The sequence below is a fragment of the Pseudorhodoplanes sp. genome (assembly GCF_035565855.1).
GTDB lineage: Bacteria > Pseudomonadota > Alphaproteobacteria > Rhizobiales > Xanthobacteraceae > Pseudorhodoplanes.
The window spans coordinates 1-26,148 of sequence record NZ_DATMRX010000276.1 but is presented as its reverse complement, the minus strand read 5'-3'; the positions used below and the strand labels follow the sequence as shown (position 1 = coordinate 26,148).

The following is a 26,148-nucleotide window of genomic DNA, read 5'->3' as shown; positions in this document are numbered from 1 at the left end:
GCCCTTGAAGTCGGCGCTATTGAGCCCCGGAACCGGCTTGCCGTCCGTTACCAGCCCAAGGACAGGGGGCAGGTCGCCACGCGGAGCCTCGCGTCCGATCAGCGCCGATGGAATGCGCGAAGGATCGCCGGCGCCGAGCCGATACAGGAACAGCGCCGCGAGCCCGAGAAAAAGCAATAGCGGCAACGCGACAAGCAGTTTGCGGCGCATCCCGCCGCCGGCTGTCTCCGATGCGATACTCATGCGAGGGAGGCGCGCGTTGCGGTTTTGGGCGCGGTCTTGCGCTCATCGGAGCGCCGCGTGATGCCGCGCGATTCGAAATCGGCGAGCGTGCGTTTCAGGGCGCGGTTCTCGGCGACGATCCAGCCGATCAGGAGCGCGAGAATGAACGCGCTCGCGGCGTAAGCTGCGATGATGAACGTGGCGTGCGGTCCGAGGTCCATGGCGTTGTGTCCGCTATCGTCCGGGCGCGGCTTCCGCCTGCAATAGCTGCATGGAGCGGATGCGGCGCTTGAGAATTTCGTTGCGCATGGCGGCGAGGTGCAGCGTGAAGAACAGGAGCGTGAACGCAATCGCCATCACCAGCAAGGGAACGAGAATGCTGGAATGGATCGCGGGGCCGCTCATCTTCACCACCGAGGCCGGCTGGTGCAGCGTATTCCACCAGTCGACCGAGAACTTGATGATCGGAATGTTGATCGCGCCCACGAGTGTCAGGATCGCGGCGGCGCGGCCGGCGCGCGTTGGATCGTCAATGGTGCGCCAAAGCACGATCACGCCGAGATACATCAGGAACAGCACGAACACCGACGTGAGCCGCGCGTCCCAGACCCAATAGGTGCCCCACATCGGCCGGCCCCAGAGCGAGCCGGTGATCAGGCAGATCAGGGTGAAGGCGGCGCCGATCGGAGCTGCGGCCTTTCCCGCCATGTCCGCGAGCGGATGACGCCAGACCAGCGTGCCGAGCGCGGCGATGGTCATGACGGTCCAGCCCAGCATCGCGAGCCAGGCCGACGGCACGTGGATGAACATGATCTTGACGGTGGCGCCTTGCTGATAATCGTCCGGCGCGCCGGCGGTCAGCCAGAAGCCGAAGGCGAAGCACAAGGCCGTCGCCGCCGCGAGCCAGGGCAGAACGCGCCCGGACAGCGACAGGAAGCGGGTGGGATTGGCAAGATCGATCAGGGCCATGACACACCATTGATCGTCATTCCGGGGCGCGTGCGCAAGCGCGTGAACCCGGAATCCAGTGCGGCCGCTGCCTTTGGCTGGATCCCGGCTTCGCGCCTGAAGGCGCGCCCCGGAATGACGGGGTTATCTCTCCAGCGTCTGTCGCTCCCGGCGGTGGTCTGAGAGCGGCCAACACGGATTTGTGATCTATTCCTGTCCGGCCCTCAACGCGGCCGCTGCGGCAAAAGGCCCGACGACCAGCGACATCAGCGTCAAAGCGCAGAGGATGGTGAAGGGGGTTCCGAACGGCACCGGCCCGACCACCGCGGCATTGGACGCCGACACCCCGAAAATCAGCACCGGAACCGCGAGCGGCAGGATCAACACCGGCAGCAAGAGACCGCCGCGGCGGAGGGTCACCGTCAGGCCGGCCCCGATCAGGCCGATGAAGGTCAGCGCCGGCGTTCCGGCCAGCAGAGTCGCAGCGACGGCGCCCGTTGCTGCGAGGTCGAGATTGAGGAACAGCGCCAGCAGCGGCGTCACGATGACCAGCGGCAGCGCGGTGGTGAGCCAATGGGCCAGCGCCTTCACGGCGACCGCGAGTTCGAGCGGGGCTGTTCCCATGACCAGCAGATCGAGCGAGCCGTCCTCCTGATCGGCCGAGAGCAGGCGGTCGAGCGCAAGGAGGCTCGCGAGCAGCGCGCCGAGCCAGAGAATGGCGGGACCGATGCGTTGCAGCAGCGCGAGATCCGGACCGATGGCGAACGGCATCAGCGTCACCACGGTCATGAAGAACAGGACGCCGATCATCGCACCGCCGCCGACGCGGATGGCGATGCGCACGTCACGCAGGAAAAGGGCGCCGAGCGCGCTCATGGCGTGCGCTCCAGTTTCAGCTCGCGCGCGCCTTCGATCCCGAGCGGAAGATGCGTCGCGGCGACGATGATGCCGCCGCCGGCAAGATGGTCTCGCATCAGGTCGAGCAGCATGCCCTGCGAGGCGGTATCGAGTGCCGATGTCGGCTCGTCGAGCAGCCAGAGCGGGCGTTTGACGGCGATCAGCCGCGCAATCGACAGCCGCCGTTTCTGTCCCGCGGACAGGTAGGCGGCCGGCAAGGCCGTCAGCGAATCAAGGCCGACGGTTGCGAGCGCCTGTTGCGGCTCGCCCGATCCCCCGAGCCAGGCCGTCCAGAAGGCGAGATTCTCGGCGACGGAGAGGGACGGCTTCAGCGCGTCGGCGTGCCCGAGGTAATGCGCCTGTTCGGCGATGCTTCGCTCGGGGTCACCGCCCTGCAGCGACAGGGTGCCGCCGGCGATGCGCAGCAGGCCCGCGATCATGCGCAGCAGCGACGATTTTCCAGCGCCATTGCGGCCCGTCACCAGAAGTGCCTCTCCACCTGCGACAGAAAATCCGAGCCCGTCGAAAATCGAACGTCCGCCCCGCTGGCAGCTCAGGGCTTGCGCGGAAAGAATCATCGTTTCAGCCACTTATCTGCTGCCCTGGCTGCGGTGACGGTCGTCGCGCGGTGATGCAAATTGTTGAAGTCTTTGGTCCATATGGCAGATCGGAAAAAAAGAAATTATAAGCCCGCAGATTAGACCGCTTCTCGCCAACCCCTGAAGCCATGCCGGCCCCCGAGAAAAAGGCGCGTGTTTCGAGCACGTTAGCCGATATTCGCGAGGGCTGGGGCAAACGGAAGACCATCCATGACCTCGCTCGACAGTTTCAACTGCTGCCGCACCCTCAAGGTCGGCGCCAAGACCTACGCCTATTACAGCCTGCCGGTGGCCGAGAAAAACGGGCTGAAGGGGATTTCCCGGCTGCCGTTCTCGATGAAGGTGCTGCTGGAAAATCTCCTGCGCAACGAAGACGGGCGGACGGTCACCAAGGAGGACATTCTCGCTGTCGCAGCCTGGCTGAAGACCAAATCGTCCGATCGTGAGATCGCTTTCCGCCCGGCGCGCGTGCTGATGCAGGACTTCACCGGCGTTCCGGCGGTGGTGGACCTCGCCGCGATGCGCGATGCGATGAATCTGCTCGGCGGCGATCCGAAGAAGATCAATCCGCTGGTGCCCGTCGATCTTGTGATCGACCACTCGGTGATCGTGAATTACTTCGGCAACAACGCAGCGTTCAAGCTGAACGTCGAAGAGGAATACAAGCAGAATCAGGAGCGCTACAAATTCCTGAAATGGGCGCAGAAGGCGTTCGACAATTTCCGCGTCGTGCCGCCCGGCACCGGCATCTGCCACCAGGTCAATCTCGAATATCTCTCGCAGGTCGTCTGGACCGGCAAGAAGAGCAAGGTGAAGGTCGGCGGCAAGCCGGTCAGCGCTGAGATTGCCTATCCCGACACGCTGGTCGGCACCGATTCGCATACCACCATGGTCAATGGCCTCGCTGTGCTCGGCTGGGGCGTCGGCGGCATCGAGGCGGAAGCTGCGATGCTCGGCCAGCCGCTGTCGATGCTGCTGCCGGAAGTGATCGGCTTCAAGCTGACCGGCAAGCTGAAGGAAGGCGTGACCGCGACCGACCTCGTGCTCACCGCGGTCGAGATGCTGCGCAAGCGCGGCGTCGTCGGCAAGTTCGTGGAATTCTTCGGCCCCGGCGTGCTCGATCTGTCGATCGCCGACCGGGCGACGATCGGCAACATGGCGCCGGAATATGGCGCGACCTGCGGCTTCTTCCCGGTCGACGAGCAGACCGTGAAGTATCTGCGCGACACCAACCGCAAGGACGAGCGGGTCAAGCTGGCCGCCGCCTATGCGAAGGCGCAGGGCATGTATCTCACCGAAGCGACCCCGGACCCGGTCTTCACCGACGTGCTGAAGCTCGATCTCGGCAAGGTCGAGCCCTCTCTGGCCGGTCCAAAGCGCCCGCAGGATCGCGTGCCGCTCAAGGCGGTGAAGACCGAATTCGCCGATGCGATGGACAAGGAATTCAAGAAGGCCGGCGAGCTCGACAAGCGCGTGTCGGTCATGAATCGCGACCACGATCTCGGCAATGGCGACGTGGTCATCGCCGCGATCACCTCCTGCACCAACACGTCCAATCCGAGCGTCATGATCGGCGCGGGTCTTCTCGCGCGCAAGGCCGCCGAACGCGGCCTGACGTCGAAGCCCTGGGTGAAGACCTCGCTTGCGCCAGGCTCGCAGGTGGTCGGCGAATATCTCGCCGCCTCCGGCCTGCAGAAGGATCTCGACAAGCTCGGCTTCAACCTGGTCGGTTATGGCTGCACCACCTGCATCGGCAATTCCGGTCCGCTGCCGGAGGAAATCTCCAAGGCCATCAACGAGAACGACCTCGTCGCCGCGGCGGTGCTTTCGGGCAACCGCAACTTCGAAGGCCGGGTGAATGCGGATGTGCGCGCGAATTATCTCGCCTCGCCGCCGCTCGTCGTGGCTTACGCGATTGCCGGATCGATGCAGAAGGATCTTGCCAAGGAGCCGCTCGGTTTCGACAAGGCCGGCAAGAAGGTGATGCTCAAGGACATCTGGCCGACCAGCAAGGAGATCGACGCCTTCATCCGCAAAAACGTCACCAAGAAGGTGTTCGCCAAGAAATACGCGAACGTGTTCAAGGGCGACGCCAATTGGCGCAAGATCGAGGTCACCGGCGGCCTCACCTATGCGTGGGACGACAACTCGACCTATGTGCAGAACCCGCCTTACTTCACGGGTATGCAGCCGCGGCCGACGCCGCCGTCTGACATCGTGAATGCCCACATTCTCGGGCTGTTCCTGGATTCGATCACGACCGACCACATCTCGCCGGCGGGTTCGATCAAGCAGGCCTCACCGGCCGGCAAATATCTGATCGAACACAACGTGAAGCCGATCGACTTCAACCAGTACGGCACGCGGCGCGGCAACCATGAGGTGATGATGCGCGGCACCTTCGCCAATATCCGCATCAAGAACCAGATGGTGCCGGGCGTCGAAGGCGGAGTGACCATCCATTACCCGGATGGCGCGCAGATGCCGATCTACGACGCCGCCATGCGTTACAAGCAGGAAGGCGTGCCGCTCGTCGTGTTTGCCGGAAAGGAATACGGCACCGGCTCGTCCCGCGACTGGGCCGCGAAGGGCACGATCCTGCTCGGCATCCGGGCGGTGATCACGCAATCCTTCGAGCGCATCCACAGATCCAATCTTGTGGGAATGGGTGTGCTGCCGCTCGTGTTCGAAGAAGGTACGTCGTGGCAGACGCTCGGTCTGAAGGGCAACGAGACCGTCACGATCCATGGCCTTCAAGATTTGCGGCCGCGTCAGAAATTGACCGCAGAAATTAAGATGGCGGACGGAAGTACGCAGAACGTTCCGCTGATTTGCCGCATCGATACGCTCGACGAGCTCGAATACTTCAAGAATGGCGGCATTCTGCAATATGTGTTGCGGCAGCTCGCCGCTTAAGTTGCAAGGCCGGCGCCCCCGCGGCGCCGGCCTTCGCATTTCATGGTTACTGCCCCGCAAGATTCTTGCGTTCGCTGTCACCTCAAATTGAGTGGCAGGACGCCACGCGTCCGGTTAAGGGAACGGTCTGTCTCAGTGCGGGGGCGCGCGCCGGACGATCAGCCAGCCGGCCAAAACATCAAGAAAGTCAGCATGCATTTGCGCCATTCCATTGCCGTTCTTGCCGCCGGTGCTTGCGCACTCATCGGAATTTGCGGCGGTCCGGTGGTTGCGGGTGGTCAGAAGGTCGTGGTCGAACTCTTCACGAGTCAGGGATGCTCATCGTGTCCTGCCGCCGACAAGCTGCTCGGAGAACTCGCCAGCAACCCGTCCGTGCTGCCGATGAGTCTGTCCGTCGATTACTGGGATTACCTCGGCTGGAAGGATACGCTGGCGCTTCCCGGTCACGCCAAGCGACAGCGCGGTTATGCAGGCTCGCGCGGTGATCGCGCGATCTACACGCCGCAAGCCGTGGTCAATGGCGTGACGCATGTCCTCGGCAGCGACAAGCAGGCCATCGAGCGCGCGGTCAAGTCTGCGAGCAACGGTGCGCAGCTCGACGTGAAGGTCGCGGTGGCCGACGGAAAAATCCATGTCGACATCCCTGCGGCGACACAGGGCGGGCAGGCGGGCGAAATCTGGCTTTGTCCGCTGTCCAAGGCGGTGCCAGTGAAAATCGGCCGCGGCGAGAATAGCGGTCAGCACATCACCTATACGAATGTTGTGCGCGGCTGGGTCAAGCTTGGCGAGTGGAAAGGCGAAGCGCTGCGTCTGTCCAAGGCGCTGTCGGAGATCTCCGGCAAAGGCAAGTACGACGCCGTCGCGGTCCTCGTGCAGGCGGGAAAGGTCGAGGCGCCTGGCGTCGTTTATGGCGCTGCGACCGCGCCGATTAATTAAACCACATTCGGTTTTCGCAGAAAGCAACCGCTCTCTCGCTGTCATCGCCCGCGAAAGCGGGCGATCCAGTAACACAACTGCTTCAAGCGCCTACTGGATGCCCCGCTTTCGCGGGGCATGACAAGACATGGGCGATGCGTTTCACCTCAACTGAAATCACCCTCGCAATCGCAATCACCGCACACAAAAAAAAGGCCGGCATATCGCCGGCCTTTAAGCATTGGGGACTGAACCGTACACAGTACAATTGACCCGGTCCGTTGGAGCCCCGGGGGGCTGGGGGGATGAGGAATCCGGAACTCTTCCGGACCGGGTCTTGAATGGTCTCTCTCGCATCGGTTGGGGGCGGACGGTGGACCGAATCTGGGCCTTATTGTGTTGCCGCCGCACGAAGCCGTGAGTGCGGCACGGCGTCACGTGATCGCGTTCCTGCGCATCTTTCGTACGTGCTCTGCGTCAACCAAAGGCGCGCGCCCTTGCGGCGCAGCGCATCAAGGGCAATCATGATGCAAGCATTTGGAAGGAGGCGCCGATGAGCTTGACGGGCGAAACCGAACCCAGCGAGCGCCACGGGGGCGCGCTGGCCGCACCGGCCCATGCCCCCGCCGAAGTCAGGTTTGAACGCCGCGAACTCGATCGAATCCTGCGGGTCTATGGTCGGAAGGTCGCGAATGGCGAGTGGCGCGACTACGCGATCGATTTTCTGAAGGACCGTGCGGTGTTCTCCATCTTCCGGCGCTCGTCGGAAGTTCCCATCTATCGCATCGAAAAAAATCCGAAGCTGTCGCGGCGCCAAGGCGCCTATAGCGTGATTTCCGCGACCGGGTTGATCATGCGGCGCGGGCATGAACTTGAGCGCGTCCTGCGCGTGTTCGACGACAAGCTCAGTCTCGTGGCCGGCTGATCGGGCGGGACGCCGGCAGCCTCACTCAGGGCAGCGTCCGCGCGCCCTCGCCGAGCGAGCGCTGCATCAGGACGCTGTCCAGCCAGCGGCCATGCTTGAAACCGACATTGGCGAAGGTGCCGACCGGGTTAAAGCCGAGCGAACGATGCAGCGCGATCGACGGCAATTGCGCGGAGTCGCCGATCACGGCGACCATCTGGCGAAAGCCGCGCCGCTCCGCCTCCGAAATCAGGTCCGTCAGCAGCAGCCGGCCAATCCCGAGGTTTTGCGCGTCCGGCCGGATATAGACGCTGTCCTCCACGGTGTAGCGATAGGCAATGCGCGGACGGTACGGCCCGGCATAGGCGTAACCGGCGACGGTGCCGTCGAGCTCGGCGACCAGATAGGCGAAGCCGCCGGTCACCAGGGCCTCCATGCGGCGCGCCATTTCCGTTTCGGTCGGCGGTTCGACCTCGAAGGACGCGGTGCCGTGTTCGACGGCATGGGCGTAGATTGCGGTGATCGCGCCGATATCCTCAGATCTGGCGGGACGGATGCTGGCTGCAACGGGCATCGGAGACCGGCGGGGGCGTTTGGGGTGATCTTTCAAAAGAAAACGCCCCGGTACGGCCGGGGCGTTTTGTCTTGCATTGCGGCTTTCGATCCTCAGCGGCGGTTGCCGAACAGGCGCAGCAGCATGAGGAACAGGTTGATGAAGTCGAGATAGAGCGCCAGCGCACCCATCACCGCCTTGCGGCCGGAAGACTGCTCATCGTCGGTGGCGCTGTACATCTCCTTGATCTTCTGGGTGTCCCAGGCCGTGAGGCCGGCAAAGATCAGGACGCCGGCCACCGAGATGATGAACGACATCGCGTCGGACCGCAGGAAGATGTTGACCAGCGAGGCGAGGATCAGACCGATCAGCCCCATGATCAGGAACGAGCCGATCGGCGAGAGATCGCGCTTCGTGGTGTAGCCGTAGAGGCTCAGGCCGCCGAACGCTGCCGCCGAGATGAAGAACACATTGGCGATCGAGTTGGCGGTGTAGACGATGAAGATCGTCGCCAGCGAAACGCCGAGCAGCGCCGCATAGGCGAAGAAGATCAGCCGCGCGGTGCCCGCCGCAAGCCGCTGGATGCCGAAGCTCAGGACGAAGACCATCGCCAGCGGCGCCAGCATCAGCACCCACATGAAGGGGCCGCCGAACAGGAACTGGCCAAGCGGGGTGAGCCCGGTGATCTTGCCGCCGCTCACCGTGATGTTGCTGCCGCCGACCATCTGGAAGGTGATGAAGGCAACGGCGCCGGTCAGCGCCACCGCCATCGCCATGTAATTGTAGACGCGGATCATGTGCGCGCGCAGGCCGGCGTCGTACGATACGGCACGATCGGCATAGCGGCCGGCTGCTGCTGCAGCATTCCGATCGAAATCGGACATGGGAGAAATCCTCTCGATAGCCCGGATACCGCCGGGCCGGACGGCCGCTCCCGAAATGGGGCTGCCGGACGGCAGTAATGTAAAGACCGGCGAAACGGTTTTCCAGCGCCACCCGCAGGCAGAAAAAAGGGGCTCCGGAAAAGCTCCGAAGCCCCTTAACGATGGGTAACGCGATGCTTTTGCGTTCGGCCGCGTTATTCCTCGCGCTGGCCGAGCAATTGCAGCAGCAGCGTGAAGAGATTGATGAAGTTCAGGTACAGCGACAGCGCGCCCATGATGGCGGAGCGCTCATGCGCCTCGCCCTCGAGCTGGCCGTAAACATACTCGTTCTTCAGGCGCTGCGTGTCGTAGGCGGTCAGGCCGGCGAAGACCAGCACGCCGACGATCGACACCACGAATTGCAGCATGCCGTTCGGCCAGAACAGGTTCACGACCGAAGCCAGGATCACGCCGATCAGGCCCATGAACAGGAACGAGCCCCAGCCGGAAATATCGCGCTGCGTGGTGTAGCCCCACAGGCTCAGCGCGCCGAAGGTCGCGGCGGTGATGAAGAACACCCGGGTGATCGAGGTCTGCGTATAGACCATGAAGATCGAGCCGAGCGACACGCCCATCAGCGCGGCAAAGACCCAGAACAGCATCTGCGCCGTGGCCGGGCGCATCCGCTCCATGCCGAAGCTCAGGAGGAAAACCAGTGCGAGCGGCGACAGGATGATCGCCCATTTCAGCGGGCTGACGAAAACCGCGTATCCGATCGGCGTGAGGAACATCCCGCCGCGGATTGCAGCCGGCACTTCGACGCCGTTGCGCAGCACCTTCGCGGCTGCCGCGGCGTCGCCTGTCACCGACAGCATGTAAATGCCAAGCGCCGCCAGGCCGGTGATGGCGAGGCCAAGCACCATGTAGTTATAGACATGCAGCATGTAGGACCGCAGACCCTGGTCGATGACCGCGGGTGCCGCGCGCCCAGTGGCTCGATCGTAAGCCGCCGCGTTTCGATTCAAGTCCGACATCATCGAACTCCCTAATGTTGTCGCCCAAACATCATCGCCACTTGCGCGTTCATGCGCAGATATGGCGAAGGTCTCGGTCAAGATACAGGGGATTGCAGTAAAAATACTCTGTCGCGAACGTCGCAGTTTGACCGTTCGACGCGCGGCTGAATGTCGCAAATTCTATAGGTTGCGCAAGACCGAAGCCGGCTTCTGCCCGAGGGCGGTGAAGGTTCCGGCCAACCCGAAGATCACGGTCACGGCGAGCGCCGCCATCGCCGCCCCGGCGGCGGGACCCGGCAGCCAGACGAAGGGCAGGTTCATGATCCTCGTCACGACAAGCCAGGCCGCGATCGATCCGGCGAGCACCCCGAACAGGCCGGTCACGAGGCCGAGCAGGGTATATTCGAGTGCATAGGCCGAAATCAGCCGGGCGCGGGTGGCACCGAGCGTCCGCAGGATGATCGCGTCGTAAACGCGATTGTGATGGCTCGCCGCCAGCGCGCCGGCCAGCACCAGGGCCGCCGCGATGAGGGTGATCAGGCTGGCGCCCCGGATCGCCATGACAAGATTTTCGACCACCGAGCCGACCGCCTGAATGGCGTCCTTGACCCGGACGCTGGTGATGGCGGGAAAGGCGGTCGCCAACGCGCGCAGGATCGTCGCGTCCTGTTGCGCCGTGGTGTCCCCGGTGAAGGTCAAAGTGGCGATATGGGTGTGCGGCGCGCCGCGGAAGGCGTTGGGCGAATAGACCAGCACGAAATTGATGCCGAGACTCTGCCAGTCGACGATGCGCAGATTGGCGATCCGCGCGGTGATGTTACGGCCGAGCACGTTGACGGTGAGGCTGTCGCCGACCTTGAGGCCAAGACCCTCGGCGATACGCTTTTCCATCGAGAGCAGCGGCGGCCCCTGATAATCCGCCGGCCACCATTCGCCCTCGACCAGCCGCGATCCCGCCGGGACGGTGGCCGAATAGGTGACGCCGCGATCGCTCTGCAGCGCCCAGGCCGCCTGCGGGGTGGGCTTCAGCTCATCGGCCTTGATGCCGTTGGCGGCGACGATCCGCCCGCGCAGCATCGGCTGGCGTTCGAGTGTCGCGCCGGGCGCGGTGTTGCGCATGAAGGCGTCGAACCGCGCGGCGTCGGCATTCTGGATGTCGACGAAGAAGAAAGCCGGGGAGCGCTCGGGCAACGCTTCCTGGAATTGCCGGCGCAGATTGCCGTCGATCTGCACCACGATGACCAGCACCGCGAGCCCGAGGCCGAGGGACAGGACGACCGACGGGGTCAACGCGCCCGGCCGGTGGATGTTGGCGACCGCAAGCCGCAGCGTCGTGGTCTTCGCGCGCGGCAGCCGCGCGGCGATCGCCATGATCAGCAGCGCGATGAGATAGAGCAGCAGAAAAGTCGCGGCCGCCGCGAAGACAAAGACCGTGGCAATCTTCTTGTCATAGGCGAGGAGGATCGAGAGCCCGGCAAGCGCAAGCGTCACCCCGGCGGCGGCGAGGAGATACGGCTTGCGCGGTAGCCCGAAGCGGCCAGACACCGCGTCGCGGAACAGGGCGGAAACCGGGATGTCATGCGCGCGTCCCAACGGCCAGAGCGCGAAGGCGAGCGCCGTCAGGAGGCCGAACATCGCGGCAAGACCGAGCTGGCCCCATTGCAGCGCCGGCTCCACTGGCAGCGGCAGCACCGATCCGAAACTCCAGGCGATGACGAAGGGCAGGGCGGCGCCGATCACGAGGCCCGCCACGGTGCCGATCGCGGCGATTGCCATCACCTGCACCAGATAGATCGCGAAGACCCGTCCGCCGGTTGCGCCGAGCGACTTCATCGTCGCGATGGTGTCGCGGCGCTGCTGAAGATGACTGCGCACGGCATTGGCAACGCCGACGCCACCCACCAGCAACGCGGTCAGGCCGACCAGCGTGAGAAACTGGGTGAAGCGTTCGATGTTGCGCTCGAGTTGCGGCGAGGCATTGTCGCGCGAGCGGAGCTCCCAGCCGGCATCGGGAAATTCCTTTTCCGCCGCCGAGATCATCGCCTTCACGGCATTGTCGCCTGCATCGTTTCCAACGAGCGCGACGCGGTAATGCCAGCGCACCAGGCTACCGGGCTGCAACAATCCGGTCGCGCGCAGGGCATCGGTGCCGACAAGAAGCCGCGGGCCGAAGCCGATGCCGCCCGCAAGCTTGTCGGGTTCGCTGCGCAAGACCGCGCGGATCGCGATCGGCGCATTGCCGACCTGGAGGCGATCGCCGACTTTCAGATCAAGCCTCGTCAGGAGAGCGATGTCGACGGCCGCGCCGAATACGCCGTCACGCATGGCAAGCGCATCGGAGAGCGGCATGTCGGGTTCGAGCGCCGCGCTGCCGTAGAGCGGATAGGCATTGTCGACCGCCTTCACTTCGACCAGCGCCTGGCGATCGTCGGCGGTGCGCGCCATCGCCCGCAGCGTGGCGGCGTCGGAGACGCGGCCATAGCGCGCAAGCATCGCGCGCTCCTGCGCGTTCGCCTCGCGATGAAACAGCGCGAACGCAACGTCGCCGCCGAGAATGGTACGGCCTTCGCGCGCCAGTCCCCCGGCGAGGCTTTCGGAGAACGAGCCGACGCCGGCAATCGCCATGACTCCCAGCGCGATGCAGAAGATCAGAACGTAGAAGCCGCGAAGCCCGCCCCGCAACTCGCGGGCCGCAAACCGCAGCGGCACCGACCAGCCCGTCGCGCGCGTTGGCGTTGCGAGGAGGCTCATGCGCCGGCGGCCTCGCGCAAGGCCTTCGGCAGTTCGGCCTTTTCGTCGTCCTTTTCGATGCGGCCGGAGCGCAGTCGCACGACGCGCTTGCAGCGGCGCGCCAGCGTCGCATCATGCGTGACGAGGATCAGCGTGGTGCCGCGCTCGACATGACCCTTGAACAACAGCTCGACGACCTGCGCGCCGGTCTTTTCGTCGAGATTGCCGGTCGGTTCGTCGGCGACGATGATCGCCGGGTTGGGCGCAAGCGCGCGGGCGAGCGCGACGCGCTGCTGCTCGCCTCCCGACAATTGCGCCGGATAATGCGACAGCCGCTCCTTGAGGCCGACGCCCGCAAGTTCGGCGGCCGCGCGGTCATGGGCGTCGGGCACGCCGGCCAGCTCCAGCGGAACTGCGACATTCTCCAGCGCCGTCATGGTCGGAATGAGGTGAAAGGACTGGAAGACGATGCCGACATTGCGGCCGCGGAAACGCGCCAATGCGTCTTCATCGAGGCGCCGGAGGTCTTCGCCGGCGACCACGATCGAGCCGCTGTCGGCGCGCTCCAGTCCGGCGAGCACCATCAGCAGTGTCGATTTTCCAGAGCCCGAGGGGCCGACCAGTCCGACCGCTTCGCCGCGGCCGATGGTGAGGTCGATGTCCTTGAGAATATGGACGCGCGCGGCGCCGCTGCCGAGCGAAAGATTGACGCCGGAAAGCGCGACGGCGGTTTCGGCGGGAACGGGCTGTTGCTGCATTGAAATCCGTGGATGGCAGGACGATATGGCAAATTCCGGACCGGCTTGCCGCAAGACGTCTCACGAATTTCTGAGCCGGGGCGTTAGGTCATATGGTGCAATGCAAGCTTTAGTCCATAGGCTCACCGTCGCGCTCCTGATGCTGACCGGCCTCGTTGCCTCGACGACCTCACCGGCTGCGGCGCAGGACGGCACGCCGCTGAAAATCGTCGCATTCGGGGATTCGCTGACCGCCGGCTATGGATTGCCGGCGCAGGATGCGTTTCCGGCGAAACTGCAGGCAGCGCTGAAGGCCAAGGGTCACAATGTCGAGATCGAGAATGCCGGTGTCTCCGGCGACACCGCCTCGGGCGGATTGTCACGGCTCGACTGGTCGATCCCGGACGGCACCGACGCGGTGATTGTCGAACTCGGCGCCAACGACATGCTGCGCGGGGTCGATCCCCAGGTGACGCGGCAGGCGCTGGACGAAATCCTGGCGCGGCTCACCGCGCGCAACATCGCCGTCCTGTTCTGCGGCATGCGCGCGGCGCCCAATATGGGCGCGGATTTCGCGCGCGCGTTCGAATCGATCTTCGCGGAACTCGCAAAGAAATACGATGTCATATTCTATCCGTTCTTCCTCGACGGTGTCGCGGCGCAGGCGAAACTCGCGTTGCGCGACGGCGTTCATCCGAACGCGGCGGGTGTCGACATCATCGTTGCGAATATCGTGCCGAAGGCAGAGGAACTGATCGCGCGGGCGCGAAAGCGCGCGCCGAGTTGAGGCGCTTGCACGGCGCCGACGAATCCGGTCTTGTAGCGGAAGTGCCGCCTCAAGCGTTGTTACGCGATGGTCACGTCGAATGCGTGACGGAAATGGAGGTTCTCGATGCCGCGCATCTTCACCGCGATCGAGATTCCTGCGGATGTCGCGCAAATGCTGACATTCCTGCGTGGCGGACTTCCCGGTGCGCGCTGGATCGACCAGGACAATTACCACATCACGTTGCGGTTCATCGGCGATGTCGACGTGAATGTCGCGCAGGATGTCGCTTCGATGCTGGACAGCGTCAACCGCGCGCCGTTCGAGTTGCGGCTGGAGGGCCTTGCCTCGTTCGGCGGCAAGAAGCCCCGCGCGGTGTTTGCCGAAGTGGCGCCATCTGCCGCGCTGATGGAATTGCAGGCCGAGCATGAGCGGCTGATGCAGCGCGTCGGCCTGGAACCCGAGGGCCGCAAATATACGCCGCACGTCACGCTGGCGCGCTTGCGCGATTCATCGAGCCGTCAGGTCGCGGATTATCTGAGCGAGCGCGGCTCATTCCGGTCGGCGCCGTTTCGCGTCGAACGCTTCGTGCTCTATTCGTCGCGCGCGTCCGTCGGCGGCGGACCGTATGTGGTCGAGGAAGCCTATCCGCTCTCGGCCCTTGCGGCGAGGCGGGCGGTCTGACCCTCCTGCCCTTATCCGAACCGCGCCAGCTGCGTGCGGATGGTCTGGGGCGTCCCCGTCATCGCCACGACATCGAACCGTTCGAAGCCATGCTTTTTGGCCTCGGCCCGGGCCCGCATCATCAACGTCTCGGCGAGGGAGTCGGTCTGGTAGTCGCGCTCCGCGATCAGGGTGGCGGCGGCGCGCTGGCCGCAGCGGTCCGGGATGATCTCCACGCTCGCGCGCATTCGGCCCTGATCATAGGCGCCGATGACGATCGCCTGCGACGCCAGCAACCGCAGGCAATGCGCATCGACCGCGTGATCGTCATTGCCGGTCGAGAAGAACAGGCAGCGATCGAGATAATCGAGCCGCAGCAGATGCGCGTGATGGTCTTCGATGCTGCACGGAGACACAACGCGGATATCGAAGCCGTTCGTTGCCATGTCGGACCCCCTTAGTCCTTGCGCGTCGCATGTCCGCGCGTCCTTCAAGGACAGACCGCGCCGCGCCGGACGGCGCCGTCGCGGTAGGCGAGCGCTCAAGGGGGAGCGTGCGCCCGCAATCGATACCGGAAAGTTAACGTCAGGTTGCTTTCAACAGGCGACTTTGAGCGTCGAGAATAGCCTTTGCGAAACCCTGGCCGTCCGAGACCAGCTCCTTCGCCAGCGAGAGCGGGGTCGGATGGGGGGCCGTGACCTCGGCGACCACCTCGCCGAAATCGAAGCCGAGCTCAGCATCGAATTTCCGCGCCAGCTGCTGCATGCGCCGGTTGGCGGCAAGGCAGGCCATCCGCAGATGCGCGATGCCGCGATTGCGGGCGGCGAGGATCGTGCGCTCGAGCAGCGCCGAGCCGACGCCATGGCCCTGCCAGGGCTTTTCGACGCTGAAGGCGGCCTCCCCCTCCTTTGAGAACCGGCCGCCGATCGGGCGGAGTTCGGCGGCGCCGCGGAGCTCCCCGTCGACGAAGAAGCCGTGCACGATGGCGTCGAGCCACATCGCGGTGTCGACATAGTTGCGGATATAGGCGTCGGACACCCCGCCTCCGAACCGGCGGTGACGGCTTTCCTGATCAAGCCGCAGCAGGTGATCGCGATACTTGTAGGCTTCGCCGATCCACAACTTGCGGATCAGGCCGTCGTCGGGAAGCTCGTCGCGTGCGCTCATCTGGGTCCTTCTGACATTTCGTCCACAGACCCTCCTTCCGCGTCCCTCCCAGAGACGGGGCCGGCGCCAAGGGGCACCGCAGCCGTACGATTCGCAAGATATGCTGCGATGCAGCATTTTTAAGACCAAAGGCCAAGCTGCAATTTGCGGCAACCGGCCCATGCATGCGGCGCGGCTGTGGACGGTGACCCGGTGCGTCATCCGTCCTTGCAGGCCGAGGGTGGTGGCGGCTATGGCTCGGCAGCGCTCCGCCCCGTTCACCCCGCCCATGATCTCATCCATCAGCGACCGATATGCCGCTCTCATCGCGGAAGGCGCGATCACGCCGGACGGCGCGCAAGCCGCCGCGGTCGAGAAACTGGCGACGCTCGAGCAAAGCCTTGCCGAGCATCGCCGCGCCGCGAAGTCATCCTCGCTCGGCTGGCTGTTCGGCAGCCGCGAGAAGCGCGTTCCGCTGAAGGGCCTCTACATCCACGGCAAGGTCGGGCGCGGCAAGACGATGCTGATGGATCTGTTCTTCAATGCCAGCCGGGTGGCGAAGAAGCGCCGCGTGCACTTTCACGAATTCATGGCCGAGGTGCATGAGCGCATCCATGATTTCCGCCAGCGCGCGAAAGCCGGCGAGATACCCGACGAGGACGCGATCGTCCTGACAGCGAATACGATTGCCGATGATGCGGAGCTTCTCTGCTTCGACGAATTCCACGTCACCGACATTGCCGACGCGATGATCCTCGGCCGGCTGTTCACGCAATTCTTCAATCGCGGTGTCGTGGTGGTGGCGACCTCGAATGTCGCGCCGAATGATCTTTACGCGGGGGGACTCAACCGCGGCCAGTTTCTTCCCTTCATCGATCTCTTGCTCAAGCAGGTCGATGTCGTGCGGCTCGACGCGCGCACCGATTTCCGCCTGGAAAAGCTGGTGAAAGGCCGGGTCTGGTATGTGCCCGCAGACGCCGAGGCCGAACGCGCGCTGGATGAAGCCTGGTCGCGCATCACACTCGGGCAGGAGGGCGCGCCGCACGATTTCATGGTGAAGGGCCGCAAGCTGCATGTGCCGCGCGCGGCCCATGGCGTGGCGCGATTCACCTTTACCGATCTGTGCATCGCACCGCGCGGTGCAGCCGACTTCCTTCGCCTTGCCCATGAATATCATACGCTGATCATCGACCGCATTCCGGTGATGCGCTTTGCCCAGCGCAACGAAGCCAAGCGCTTCATCATCCTGGTCGACACGCTGTACGACAATGCCGTGAAGCTGATCGCCTCGGCCGACGCGCCGCCGCACGAGCTTTATATTGCCGATGAGGGACTGGAGCTGTTCGAATTTCAGCGCACGGTTTCGCGGCTCATTGAAATGGGATCGCAGAGCTACCTCGCGCTGCCCCATGGTCCGCGCAGCGATGTCGATACGGTCAAGACCGGGCAGATCATCGATACGTGAAGCGGCTGCCGATCACGCCGGCGACGGCGCACGATAATTGTCGATCAGGATCGCAACGCTGATCGCAAGCACCCACAGCGGCAGCACGATGATTGTCGAAGTCGACACATAGCTGCCGACGAGAAGAACGGCGGCCAGCGCATAGCCGAGGATCGCGATCCATCGCGGCGCGATTCTTGTGTAGATCACGACTGTCGACGTCGACACCATGAAGACCGTTGCGACCTTGGCGGCATAGACATTCACCAGAATGAACGCGGTCGCGCGGGCGAAATAAAAGGTCGGTGTTCCGGCGAGGTTGTTCGGTCCCATCGCGGCACCGGCCAGGATCAGCGCGCCGACCAGCGATGCTGCGGTAAACAGCATTCCGAGGAACAGAAGCGAACTCCCGAAAAACACGGTGGCAAAGAAGCGGTCTTCCTTTGCGCCAAGCCGGTCGCGCAGGACACCGATGAACCAAAGAAAAGCGATGCCGGCGAACGGAATAAGGTTCAGGGCGAAGGCCGCGCGCCGCCAATCCTCCGCAAGCCAGTCGCCGCTTTCGGTGGGGCTGCCCGGCACCGCGCTGCGTAAAAGCACGAAGATCGCGACAAGCAGTATCGCAAACACAATTCCGGCGATCGCCGCAGCCTTGGGCGTGTTCAGCTGAGCGCCGGTCGATGGCGCGGCTTTTGCCGTATCGCTGGTCGCGGGCGCTGTCATCAGATCACGAAGCCGGAGCGGCCGCCAAGTCCTTGCGGATCGCCGATCCGTGCAAGCGCGAGGTCTTCCGGATATGGAAATTTCTGTTCGATCTCGCGGTCGAGCAGCGTCAGTTCCAATGCGATTGCGGGCAGCCGGTGTGCCGGAAGAGTTCGCAGCAGGTTGTCGAACATCGCGCGCAGCCTCCGCACAACCTGCAAATTGTCGGAGCCGCAACGCCGAATCTCGCGGAAGGACAGGTGGACCAGATCCTCCCAGTTCGGCGTCCGGACGATGGCGCGCAGCCGGCCGTTCCTGTCGCGCAGTTCGTCGGTATGAAGATGTTTCAGGCCCGCCGACCGGAGCAGGCGATGAAGCTGGTCGATCGCGAGGACGGCTGTCGTGGGATCGTTGATCGCCGACGAAAGCGCCCGCAGCGCGATATCGACAACGATGCGGAACGCGAAGGTCGGATCCTGTTCCATCGTACGCTCCGATCCGAATGCCACCGCATCGAGCAGCCTGGTTTCATCAATCGCGCCACGGCCGTAGATCAGGAACAGGTCTTCGTCGATCGCGACAAAGTCTCCTATCTGCGGGGCGAATTCGATGACGACATCGATGCGTTCGGCTTCGGCCATCAGCGCGGGCGTATCGACGGACAATACGATGCCGGACTTCTCGCGGTGAGCGATGATTGCGTTGGGCTCGCCGAGTGCTTCCCGGTCGCCTTTCGGCGTGACTGCGTCATGGCTGCGCTCGGGATAAACTGCGGCGAGGACCTCAAGCCCCCTGTTGCCGACATGCGACAAGACGCTGACCGGACGCAGCAAGCGCGAGGCATGGTCGATCAGGAAGAAGAAGGCTGCAAAACACACGATGCCGAGCGCGGCTGCGACGAAAGCCGGCAATTGCTGCACATTGGCGCCGACCCGGTTCTGGGTGCTGATCGAAAACAGCAGCGTGAAGATGAACAGGCCGACGCAGTATTTGATCGTGCGATCGCTGAGCAGCGTGGTCGCGATGATCCGCGGCGTGAGTTGCGCGCTCGCCACTTGAACCGCCACCAGAAGCCAGCCGAAAGTGAACACCAGGAAGGACAGGTTCGCCGCTATGATGGCGTCGTACATTGCCTTTGCGCCGGACGCATCGAGGCCGAGCAGCGTCCAGCTCACGCGGTCGTCGATCTCATGCACGACGCGGACCGCGATCAGTTCGAGCGGGATGGTGACGAACGGGATGAGCCAGATCGAAGATCCGATACGATGGCCCAGCCTTTGGAGCATCCTCAGCACATGCATCTGCGCCTCGCGCTGGGACCTATCATCAGACGGGACCCCCGCCGGTCGCGCGTGCGTTGGTGTAGACCGCCGATACTTTGGGATGGCCCTGGAGCGCTGAGTTGTCGGCGGGGTGGACCGCAAGACCGATTCCAGCCGCGGTTGAGGCTAGCGGAGCATCGATACCTGAGCGCCTTTCCGGCACGCGCCAGTCAGGCTGACGGCCGGACCATGCCCACGTTTTTGCATCCGAGGCATTTCCGGGGGGCAGCGCAGCACCGATTTTTGCGCGATTGGACGTCAATGGCCTTGGCAAAGGCCAATGTCGCTGGAATAATGTATATCAGAAGAGATGAACCATGCTCTGTTCGCCTTTCGCCCGCTTGTCGCCGAAGTCCGGACACGATAACCACCGCGCGGCCGCTCTTCGCGGTCTCCGCGAGCATCATCCCGCAGGCTGTCCACCGGTCGTCGGTCCCATGGTGCTCAAGCCGTCCTGACATAAAGGTTCATCTCCCCATGGCGCGTCCCAAGATTGCATTGATCGGCTCCGGCCAGATCGGCGGAACGCTCGCCCACCTCATCGGATTGCGTGAGCTCGGCGACGTTGTGATGTTCGACATCGCGGAAGGCATTCCGCAGGGCAAATCGCTCGATATCGCCCAGTCCTCGCCGATCGATGGCTTCGACGCCAAGATGTCCGGCACCAATTCCTACGACGCGATCGAGGGCGCCTCGGTCTGCATCGTCACGGCCGGCGTGCCGCGCAAGCCGGGCATGAGCCGCGACGATCTCCTCGGGATCAATCTCAAGGTGATGGAGCAGGTCGGCACCGGCATCAAGAAATATGCCCCGAACGCTTTCGTCATCTGCATCACCAATCCGCTCGATGCGATGGTCTGGGCGCTGCAAAAGTTCTCCGGCATGCCGAAGAACATGGTGGTCGGCATGGCGGGCGTGCTCGATTCCGCGCGCTTCCGTTATTTCCTCGCCGACGAATTCGATGTGTCGGTTGAGGACGTCACCGCCTTCGTGCTCGGCGGTCACGGCGATACCATGGTGCCGCTGGTGCGCTATTCCACCGTCGCCGGCATTCCGCTGCCCGATCTCGTCAAGATGGGATGGACGACCGAAAAGCGGCTCGATGAAATCGTGATCCGGACCCGCAATGGCGGCGCCGAGATCGTCAACCTGCTCAAGACCGGCTCGGCCTTCTATGCGCCGGCGACGTCGGCCATCGCCATGGCCGAGAGCTATCTCAAGGACAAGAAGCGCGTCCTGCCCTGCGCCGCCTGGCTCAATGGCGAGTATGGCGTGAAGGACATGTATGTCGGCGTGCCCGTCGTGATCGGCGCGAAGGGTGTCGAGCGGGTCGTCGAAATCGATCTGTCGTCTGCCGAACGCGAGATGTTCGACAAGTCGGCGCAGTCGGTTCAGCAGCTTGTCGATGCCTGCAAGAACATCGCGCCCGATCTGAAGAAGTAAAAGAGCGACGTCGCCGCGCTCCGTTCGCGGGGCGCGGCCACCTTCAGCGGGAGGCTTCTCCCGAAAGCGAAGCTGGATTGCCCGCCTCAAGCGGGTGACGACACCGGGGCAGGGCTACGACCGATGAACATCCACGAATATCAGGCCAAGGCGGTATTGCGCGATTTCGGCGTGCCGGTGCCGCGAGGCATTCCCGCATTCACCGTCGAGGAAGCGGTCAAGGCGGCCGGCGAATTGCCGGGTCCGGTCTGGGTGGTGAAAGCCCAGATCCATGCCGGCGGCCGTGGCAAGGCCGGCGGCGTCAAGGTCGTCAAGTCGCGCGACGAGGTGAAGACCGAAGCAGCCCGCATTCTAGGCTCGACCCTCGTTACCCATCAGACCGGCCCCAGGGGCAAGCAGGTCAATCGCCTCTACATCGAGGACGGTTCGGCGATCGCCAAGGAATTCTATCTGTCGATGCTGGTCGATCGCGTGACCTCGCGCGTCGCCATCGTGGCGTCCACCGAAGGCGGCATGAACATCGAGGAAGTGGCGCACGATACGCCGGAAAAGATCCTCACCATCACCATCGATCCGGCGACCGGCATCATGCCGCATCATGTGCGCAGCGTCGCGAATGCGCTCAAGCTCGATGCCGACCTGACCAAGCAGGCCGGGCCGCTGCTGAGCAAGCTCTACAAGGCCTTCACCGAGAAGGACATGAGCCTGCTCGAGATCAATCCGCTGGTCGTCACCAAGGACAACAAGCTGATCTGCCTCGACGCCAAGATCGGCTTCGACGGCAACGCGCTGTATCGCCATCCCGACGTCGTGGAATTGCGCGACGAGACCGAGGAGGACGAGAAGGAGATCGAGGCCTCCAAATACGATCTCAACTACATCGCGCTGGACGGCTCGATCGGCTGCATGGTCAACGGCGCCGGCCTTGCGATGGCGACGATGGACATCATCAAGCTCTACGGCGCGGAGCCCGCGAACTTCCTCGATGTCGGCGGCGGCGCCAGCAAGGAAAAGGTGTCGGCGGCGTTCAAGATCATCACCTCCGATCCGAAGGTTCAGGGCATCCTGATCAACATCTTCGGCGGCATCATGAAATGCGACGTGATCGCCGAGGGCGTGGTCGCCGCGGTGAAGGAAGTCGGGCTCAAGGTGCCGCTCGTGGTGCGGCTCGAAGGCACCAATGTCGATCTCGGCAAGAAGATCATCAAGGATTCCGGACTGAATGTCGTGCCGGCGGACGATCTCGACGACGCCGCGCAGAAGATTGTCGCCGCTGTGAAGAAGGCTGCCTCCTGATGTCCATTCTCATCGACAGGAACACCAAGGTCATCTGCCAGGGCTTCACCGGCAAGAACGGCACCTTCCATTCCGAGCAGGCCATCGCCTACGGCACCAAGATGGTCGGCGGCACGTCGCCCGGCAAAGGCGGCACCACGCATCTCAATCTGCCGGTGTTCGACACCGTGCGCGAGGCGCGCGAGAAAACCGGCTGCGATGCGAGCGTGATCTACGTTCCGCCGCCCGGCGCTGCGGACGCCATCTGCGAGGCGATCGATGCGGAGATCCCGCTCATCGTGTGCATCACCGAAGGCATCCCGGTGATGGACATGGTGAAGGTGAAGCGCTCGCTGTGCGGATCGAAGTCGCGGCTGATCGGGCCGAACTGCCCCGGCGTGATGACCGCCGGCGAATGCAAGATCGGCATCATGCCGGGCAACATCTTCAAGCCGGGCAGTGTCGGCATCGTGTCGCGCTCCGGCACCCTGACCTATGAGGCGGTGTTCCAGACTTCGCGCGAGGGCCTTGGCCAGACGACCGCGGTCGGCATCGGCGGCGACCCGGTGAAAGGCACCGAGTTCATCGAGGTGCTGGAAATGTTCCTCGCCGATCCGAAAACCGAGTCGATCATCATGATCGGCGAGATCGGCGGTTCGGCCGAGGAGGATGCCGCGCAGTTCCTGAAGGACGAGGCGCGCCGTGGCCGCAAGAAGCCGGTGGTCGGCTTCATTGCCGGCCGCACCGCACCTCCCGGCCGCCGCATGGGCCATGCCGGCGCGATCATCTCCGGCGGCAAGGGTGATGCGGAGTCGAAAATCGCCGCGATGGAATCGGCCGGGATCAAGGTGTCGCCCTCGCCCGCGCGGGTCGGAAAGACCCTGGTGGAAGTGCTGAAGGGCTGATCCGATCCGGTTGCCTGGTGTTTGTTGAAAGGCCGCGCCGCTTGCGCGGCCTTTTCTGTTTCATGCCAAGGAGTTATGCGAAGAGCGGCCGTTGAAGAAATGAATCCATAGTCATTTTATTGTCATCTTATCGTGGCCCTTCCGGCCTACTATCTGTAAAAGGAACGCCGCCGGGACGCATTTTTCCGCCGAATCGACCCGAAACTGGCCGCTTCCCGCGGTCAGCCAACAGCCGACGCCAACGAAACACGCTTCAAAGACCACGTCAGGACGGCCCGCATGTCTCGCCAGGACGCGAACGCAGCCTTTGCCCTCACTTCCTTCCTTTACGGTGGTAACGCCGCCTATATCGAAGACCTCTATGCCCGCTACGAAGCCGATCCCGCTTCGGTCGACGCGCAGTGGCAATCGTTCTTCCAGAGCCTGAAGGACGACCCCGCGGCAGTCGCCAAGAGCGCGAAGGGCGCGTCCTGGAAGAAGCCGGGCTGGCCGCAGCTTTCGAACGGCGAGCTCGTCGCCGCGCTCGACGGCAACTGGGCCGAGACCGAGAAGGTCATCTCCGACAAGATCAAGGGCAAGGCGCAGAAGGCTGGCGTTGAACTTACGTCCGCGGATGTGCTGCAGGCGACGCGCGACTCGTTGCATGCGCTGATGTTGATCCGCGCCTATCGCATCCGCGGTCACTTCCACGCAAAGCTCGATCCGCTCGACCTCGAGCCGGAGAAGAACGAGGAAGAACTCGATCCGCGCTCCTATGGCTTCACCGAAGCCGACATGGATCGCAAGATCTTCCTGGACAAGGTGCTGGGTCTCGAATTCGCGACCATGCGCGAGATCGTGGCGATCCTGCGCCGCACCTATTGCCAGACGCTGGGCGTCGAATTCATGCACATCTCGGATCCCGCGCAGAAGGCGTGGATCCAGGAGCGCATCGAAGGCAAGGACAAGGAAATCACCTTCACCCGCGAGGGCAAGCGCGCGATCCTGAACAAGCTCGTCGAGGCCGAAGGCTTCGAGAAGTTCCTCGACGTCAAATATACCGGCACCAAGCGCTTCGGGCTTGACGGCGGCGAGTCGCTCATTCCCGCGCTCGAACAGATCATCAAGCGCGGCGGCCAGCTCGGCGTGAAGGAGATCGTGTTCGGCATGGCCCATCGCGGCCGGCTCAACGTTCTCACCCAGGTGATGGGCAAGCCGCACCGCGTGCTGTTCCATGAATTCAAGGGCGGCTCGGCCACCCCGGACGAGGTCGAAGGCTCCGGCGACGTGAAGTACCATCTCGGCGCCTCGAGCGACCGCGAATTCGACAGCAACAAGGTTCACTTGTCGCTGACGCCGAATCCCTCGCATCTCGAGATCGTCGATCCGGTGGTGCTCGGAAAGGTGCGCGCGAAGCAGGACCAGCTTGGTGCGACCCCCGACAATCGCACCATGGCGCTGCCGCTCCTGATCCACGGCGATGCCGCCTTTGCCGGGCAGGGCGTCGTTGCCGAATGTTTCGGGCTGTCCGAACTGAAGGGCTACCGCACCGGCGGCTCGCTGCATTTCATCGTCAACAACCAGATCGGCTTCACCACCTATCCGCGCTACTCGCGTTCGTCGCCTTATCCGTCCGACGTCGCGAAGATGATCGAAGCGCTGATCTTCCACGTGAACGGCGACGATCCGGAGGCGGTGGTGTTCGCCGCCAAGGTCGCGATCGAATATCGCCAGCGTTTCGCGAAGCCTGTCGTCATCGACATGTTCTGCTATCGCCGGTTCGGCCATAACGAAGGCGACGAGCCGGCCTTCACCCAGCCGCTGATGTATCAGAAGATCCGTCAGCATCCCTCGACGCTCGACATCTACGCCAGGAAGCTGATCGGCGAAGGCGTCGTGACGGAAGGCGAAGTCGACAAGATGCGCGCCGATTGGCGCCATCGCCTCGAAGCCGAATTCGAGGCCGGCCAGGGTTACAAGCCGAACAAGGCCGACTGGCTCGATGGCCGCTGGTCGATCATCAAGGCCGGCACCGAGATCGACGATCCGCGTCGCGGCGTCACCGGCGTCGATATCGACAAGCTGAAAGAGATCGGCACGAAGATCACCACGGTGCCGGACGACTTCCAGGTCCATCGCACCATCGGACGCTTCCTGGAAAACCGCCGCAAGGCGATCGAGACCGGGCAAGGCATCGACTGGGCGACGGCCGAAGCGCTGGCGTTCTGCTCGCTGCTGCTGGAAGGCCATCCGGTGCGATTGTCGGGGCAGGATTCCGAACGCGGCACCTTCTCGCAGCGGCACTCGGTGCTGTTCGATCAGCGGACCGAAGCCCGCTACACGCCCTTCAATCACCTCGCCGATGATCAGTCGGCGCGCTACGAGGTGCTGAACTCGATGCTCTCGGAAGAGGCCGTGCTCGGCTACGAATACGGCTATTCGACCGCGGAGCCGAATGCGCTCGTGTTGTGGGAGGCGCAGTTCGGCGACTTCGCCAACGGCGCACAGGTGGTCTTCGACCAGTTCATCTCGTCGGCCGAACGTAAATGGCTGCGCATGTCCGGCCTCGTGTGCCTCTTGCCGCATGGCTATGAAGGGCAGGGACCTGAGCATTCCTCGGCGCGTCTCGAGCGCTATCTCCAGATGTGCGCCGAAGACAACATGCAGGTCGCCAACTGCACGACGCCGGCGAATTACTTCCACATCCTGCGCCGTCAGCTGAAGCGCGAGATCCGCAAGCCCCTGATCCTGATGACGCCGAAGTCGCTGCTGCGTCACAAGCGGGCGGTGTCGCGGCTCGACGAGCTCGGTTCGGGCACCACGTTCCATCGCCTGTTGTGGGATGACGCACAGGTCCTCAAGGACGAGAAGATCAAGCTCGTCGCGGACGACAAGATCCGTCGCGTGATCCTGTGCTCGGGCAAGGTCTATTACGACCTGTATGACGAGCGCGAAAAGCGTGGCATCGACGACATCTATCTGCTGCGCGTCGAACAGCTCTATCCGTTCCCGACCAAGGCGCTGGTTTCGGAGCTGTCGCGCTTCAAGCAGGCCGAGATCGTCTGGTGCCAGGAAGAGCCGCGCAACATGGGCGCCTGGTTCTTCGTCGACATCTACCTCGAGTGGGTGCTGAACCAGATCAACGCCAAGCACCGCCGCGCCCGCTACGCCGGACGCCCGGCATCGGCCTCGACCGCGGTCGG

Annotated in this window: 23 protein-coding genes and 1 pseudogene; 10 read left to right on the top strand and 14 right to left on the bottom strand. The window is 63.7% G+C overall.

Annotation, left to right across the window (positions count from 1 at the left end):
- The 5 genes and pseudogenes from VN004_RS15965 to ccmA form a co-directional block, all read right to left on the bottom strand.
- Window positions 1–243, bottom strand: a pseudogene (locus VN004_RS15965) (DsbE family thiol:disulfide interchange protein); the annotation flags it as partial.
- Window positions 240–443, bottom strand: coding sequence for a heme exporter protein CcmD (gene ccmD, locus VN004_RS15960; RefSeq protein ID WP_325612021.1), 204 nt, complete (start codon window positions 441–443; stop codon window positions 240–242). The pseudogene VN004_RS15965 and the gene ccmD, both read right to left, overlap by 4 nt.
- Window positions 444–456: 13 nt before the next feature.
- A complete protein-coding gene (locus tag VN004_RS15955; RefSeq protein ID WP_325612019.1) occupies window positions 457–1,191 on the bottom strand; it encodes a heme ABC transporter permease in 735 nt (244 codons plus the stop codon).
- 186 nt (window positions 1,192–1,377) lie between these two features.
- Window positions 1,378–2,046, bottom strand: coding sequence for a heme exporter protein CcmB (gene ccmB, locus VN004_RS15950; protein WP_325612016.1), 669 nt, complete (start codon window positions 2,044–2,046; stop codon window positions 1,378–1,380).
- Window positions 2,043–2,645, bottom strand: coding sequence for a heme ABC exporter ATP-binding protein CcmA (gene ccmA / locus VN004_RS15945; RefSeq protein ID WP_325612014.1), 603 nt, complete (start codon window positions 2,643–2,645; stop codon window positions 2,043–2,045). The genes ccmB and ccmA overlap by 4 nt, the downstream gene beginning before the upstream one ends.
- A gap of 231 nt (window positions 2,646–2,876) precedes the next feature.
- Here ccmA and acnA point away from each other — a divergent pair, with 231 nt between their 5' ends.
- From acnA to VN004_RS15930, 3 genes are all read left to right on the top strand, one after another.
- The gene (acnA, locus tag VN004_RS15940; RefSeq protein WP_325612012.1) at window positions 2,877–5,582 is read left to right on the top strand and encodes an aconitate hydratase AcnA; all 2,706 of its coding nucleotides are present in this window, start codon (window positions 2,877–2,879) and stop codon (window positions 5,580–5,582) included.
- Between the two features lie 192 nt (window positions 5,583–5,774).
- A complete protein-coding gene (locus tag VN004_RS15935) occupies window positions 5,775–6,518 on the top strand; it encodes a DUF1223 domain-containing protein (protein WP_325612009.1) in 744 nt (247 codons plus the stop codon).
- Between the two features lie 532 nt (window positions 6,519–7,050).
- Window positions 7,051–7,422, top strand: a complete 372-nt coding sequence (locus VN004_RS15930; protein WP_325612006.1) for a DUF2794 domain-containing protein — start codon at window positions 7,051–7,053, stop codon at window positions 7,420–7,422.
- Between the two features lie 25 nt (window positions 7,423–7,447).
- Here the strand turns inward: VN004_RS15930 and VN004_RS15925 are convergent, their stop codons facing one another.
- The 5 genes from VN004_RS15925 to VN004_RS15905 all read right to left on the bottom strand — a co-directional run bounded on the left by VN004_RS15925 (window position 7,448) and on the right by VN004_RS15905 (window position 13,321).
- Entirely contained in the window at window positions 7,448–7,975 is a 528-nt protein-coding gene (locus VN004_RS15925) for a GNAT family N-acetyltransferase (RefSeq protein WP_325612003.1), read from the bottom strand.
- Between the two features lie 92 nt (window positions 7,976–8,067).
- Window positions 8,068–8,838, bottom strand: a complete 771-nt coding sequence (locus VN004_RS15920) for a Bax inhibitor-1/YccA family protein (protein ID WP_325612000.1) — start codon at window positions 8,836–8,838, stop codon at window positions 8,068–8,070.
- Between the two features lie 194 nt (window positions 8,839–9,032).
- Window positions 9,033–9,851 carry a Bax inhibitor-1/YccA family protein gene (locus VN004_RS15915; protein ID WP_325611996.1) on the bottom strand — a complete coding sequence of 273 codons (819 nt, stop codon included), beginning with the start codon at window positions 9,849–9,851 and terminating at the stop codon, window positions 9,033–9,035.
- A gap of 162 nt (window positions 9,852–10,013) precedes the next feature.
- Window positions 10,014–12,584 carry an ABC transporter permease gene (locus tag VN004_RS15910; protein WP_325611993.1) on the bottom strand — a complete coding sequence of 857 codons (2,571 nt, stop codon included), beginning with the start codon at window positions 12,582–12,584 and terminating at the stop codon, window positions 10,014–10,016.
- Window positions 12,581–13,321, bottom strand: a complete 741-nt coding sequence (locus VN004_RS15905; protein ID WP_325611987.1) for an ABC transporter ATP-binding protein — start codon at window positions 13,319–13,321, stop codon at window positions 12,581–12,583. The genes VN004_RS15910 and VN004_RS15905 overlap by 4 nt, the downstream gene beginning before the upstream one ends.
- A 100-nt stretch (window positions 13,322–13,421) precedes the next feature.
- On the opposite strand from VN004_RS15905, the gene VN004_RS15900 reads away from it, so the two are divergent.
- Both VN004_RS15900 and thpR read left to right on the top strand, forming a co-directional pair.
- Complete coding sequence (locus VN004_RS15900; RefSeq protein WP_325611984.1) at window positions 13,422–14,087, top strand: arylesterase; 666 nt, start codon at window positions 13,422–13,424, stop codon at window positions 14,085–14,087.
- Window positions 14,088–14,192: 105 nt separating this feature from the next.
- Window positions 14,193–14,750, top strand: a complete 558-nt coding sequence (thpR, locus tag VN004_RS15895) for an RNA 2',3'-cyclic phosphodiesterase (protein ID WP_325611980.1) — start codon at window positions 14,193–14,195, stop codon at window positions 14,748–14,750.
- Window positions 14,751–14,761: 11 nt separating this feature from the next.
- Here the strand turns inward: thpR and VN004_RS15890 are convergent, their stop codons facing one another.
- The gene (locus VN004_RS15890) at window positions 14,762–15,175 is read right to left on the bottom strand and encodes a hypothetical protein (RefSeq protein WP_325611975.1); all 414 of its coding nucleotides are present in this window, start codon (window positions 15,173–15,175) and stop codon (window positions 14,762–14,764) included.
- Window positions 15,176–15,314: 139 nt separating this feature from the next.
- Window positions 15,315–16,178, bottom strand: coding sequence for a GNAT family N-acetyltransferase (locus VN004_RS15885; protein WP_325611973.1), 864 nt, complete (start codon window positions 16,176–16,178; stop codon window positions 15,315–15,317).
- Here VN004_RS15885 and zapE point away from each other — a divergent pair.
- On the top strand, window positions 16,165–17,340 hold the full coding sequence (gene zapE, locus VN004_RS15880) for a cell division protein ZapE (RefSeq protein WP_325611971.1): 1,176 nt from the start codon (window positions 16,165–16,167) through the stop codon (window positions 17,338–17,340). The genes VN004_RS15885 and zapE overlap by 14 nt on opposite strands.
- Before the next feature lie 12 nt (window positions 17,341–17,352).
- Here zapE and VN004_RS15875 read toward each other — a convergent pair whose 3' ends face one another.
- Both VN004_RS15875 and VN004_RS15870 read right to left on the bottom strand, forming a co-directional pair.
- On the bottom strand, window positions 17,353–18,042 hold the full coding sequence (locus tag VN004_RS15875) for a hypothetical protein (protein ID WP_325611967.1): 690 nt from the start codon (window positions 18,040–18,042) through the stop codon (window positions 17,353–17,355).
- Window positions 18,042–19,307 carry a DUF2254 domain-containing protein gene (locus VN004_RS15870; protein ID WP_325611964.1) on the bottom strand — a complete coding sequence of 422 codons (1,266 nt, stop codon included), beginning with the start codon at window positions 19,305–19,307 and terminating at the stop codon, window positions 18,042–18,044. The genes VN004_RS15875 and VN004_RS15870 overlap by 1 nt, the downstream gene beginning before the upstream one ends.
- Before the next feature lie 513 nt (window positions 19,308–19,820).
- Here VN004_RS15870 and mdh point away from each other — a divergent pair.
- From mdh to VN004_RS15850, 4 genes are all read left to right on the top strand, one after another.
- Window positions 19,821–20,786, top strand: a complete 966-nt coding sequence (gene mdh, locus VN004_RS15865; RefSeq protein WP_325611963.1) for a malate dehydrogenase — start codon at window positions 19,821–19,823, stop codon at window positions 20,784–20,786.
- Between the two features lie 123 nt (window positions 20,787–20,909).
- Complete coding sequence (gene sucC, locus VN004_RS15860) at window positions 20,910–22,082, top strand: ADP-forming succinate--CoA ligase subunit beta (RefSeq protein ID WP_325611961.1); 1,173 nt, start codon at window positions 20,910–20,912, stop codon at window positions 22,080–22,082.
- On the top strand, window positions 22,082–22,966 hold the full coding sequence (sucD, locus tag VN004_RS15855; RefSeq protein WP_325611960.1) for a succinate--CoA ligase subunit alpha: 885 nt from the start codon (window positions 22,082–22,084) through the stop codon (window positions 22,964–22,966). Before sucC ends, sucD begins: the two co-directional genes overlap by 1 nt.
- Window positions 22,967–23,245: 279 nt before the next feature.
- Window positions 23,246–26,148, top strand: a 2,903-nt coding sequence (locus VN004_RS15850) for a 2-oxoglutarate dehydrogenase E1 component (protein WP_325611957.1), incomplete at its 3' end; no start/stop codon positions are given.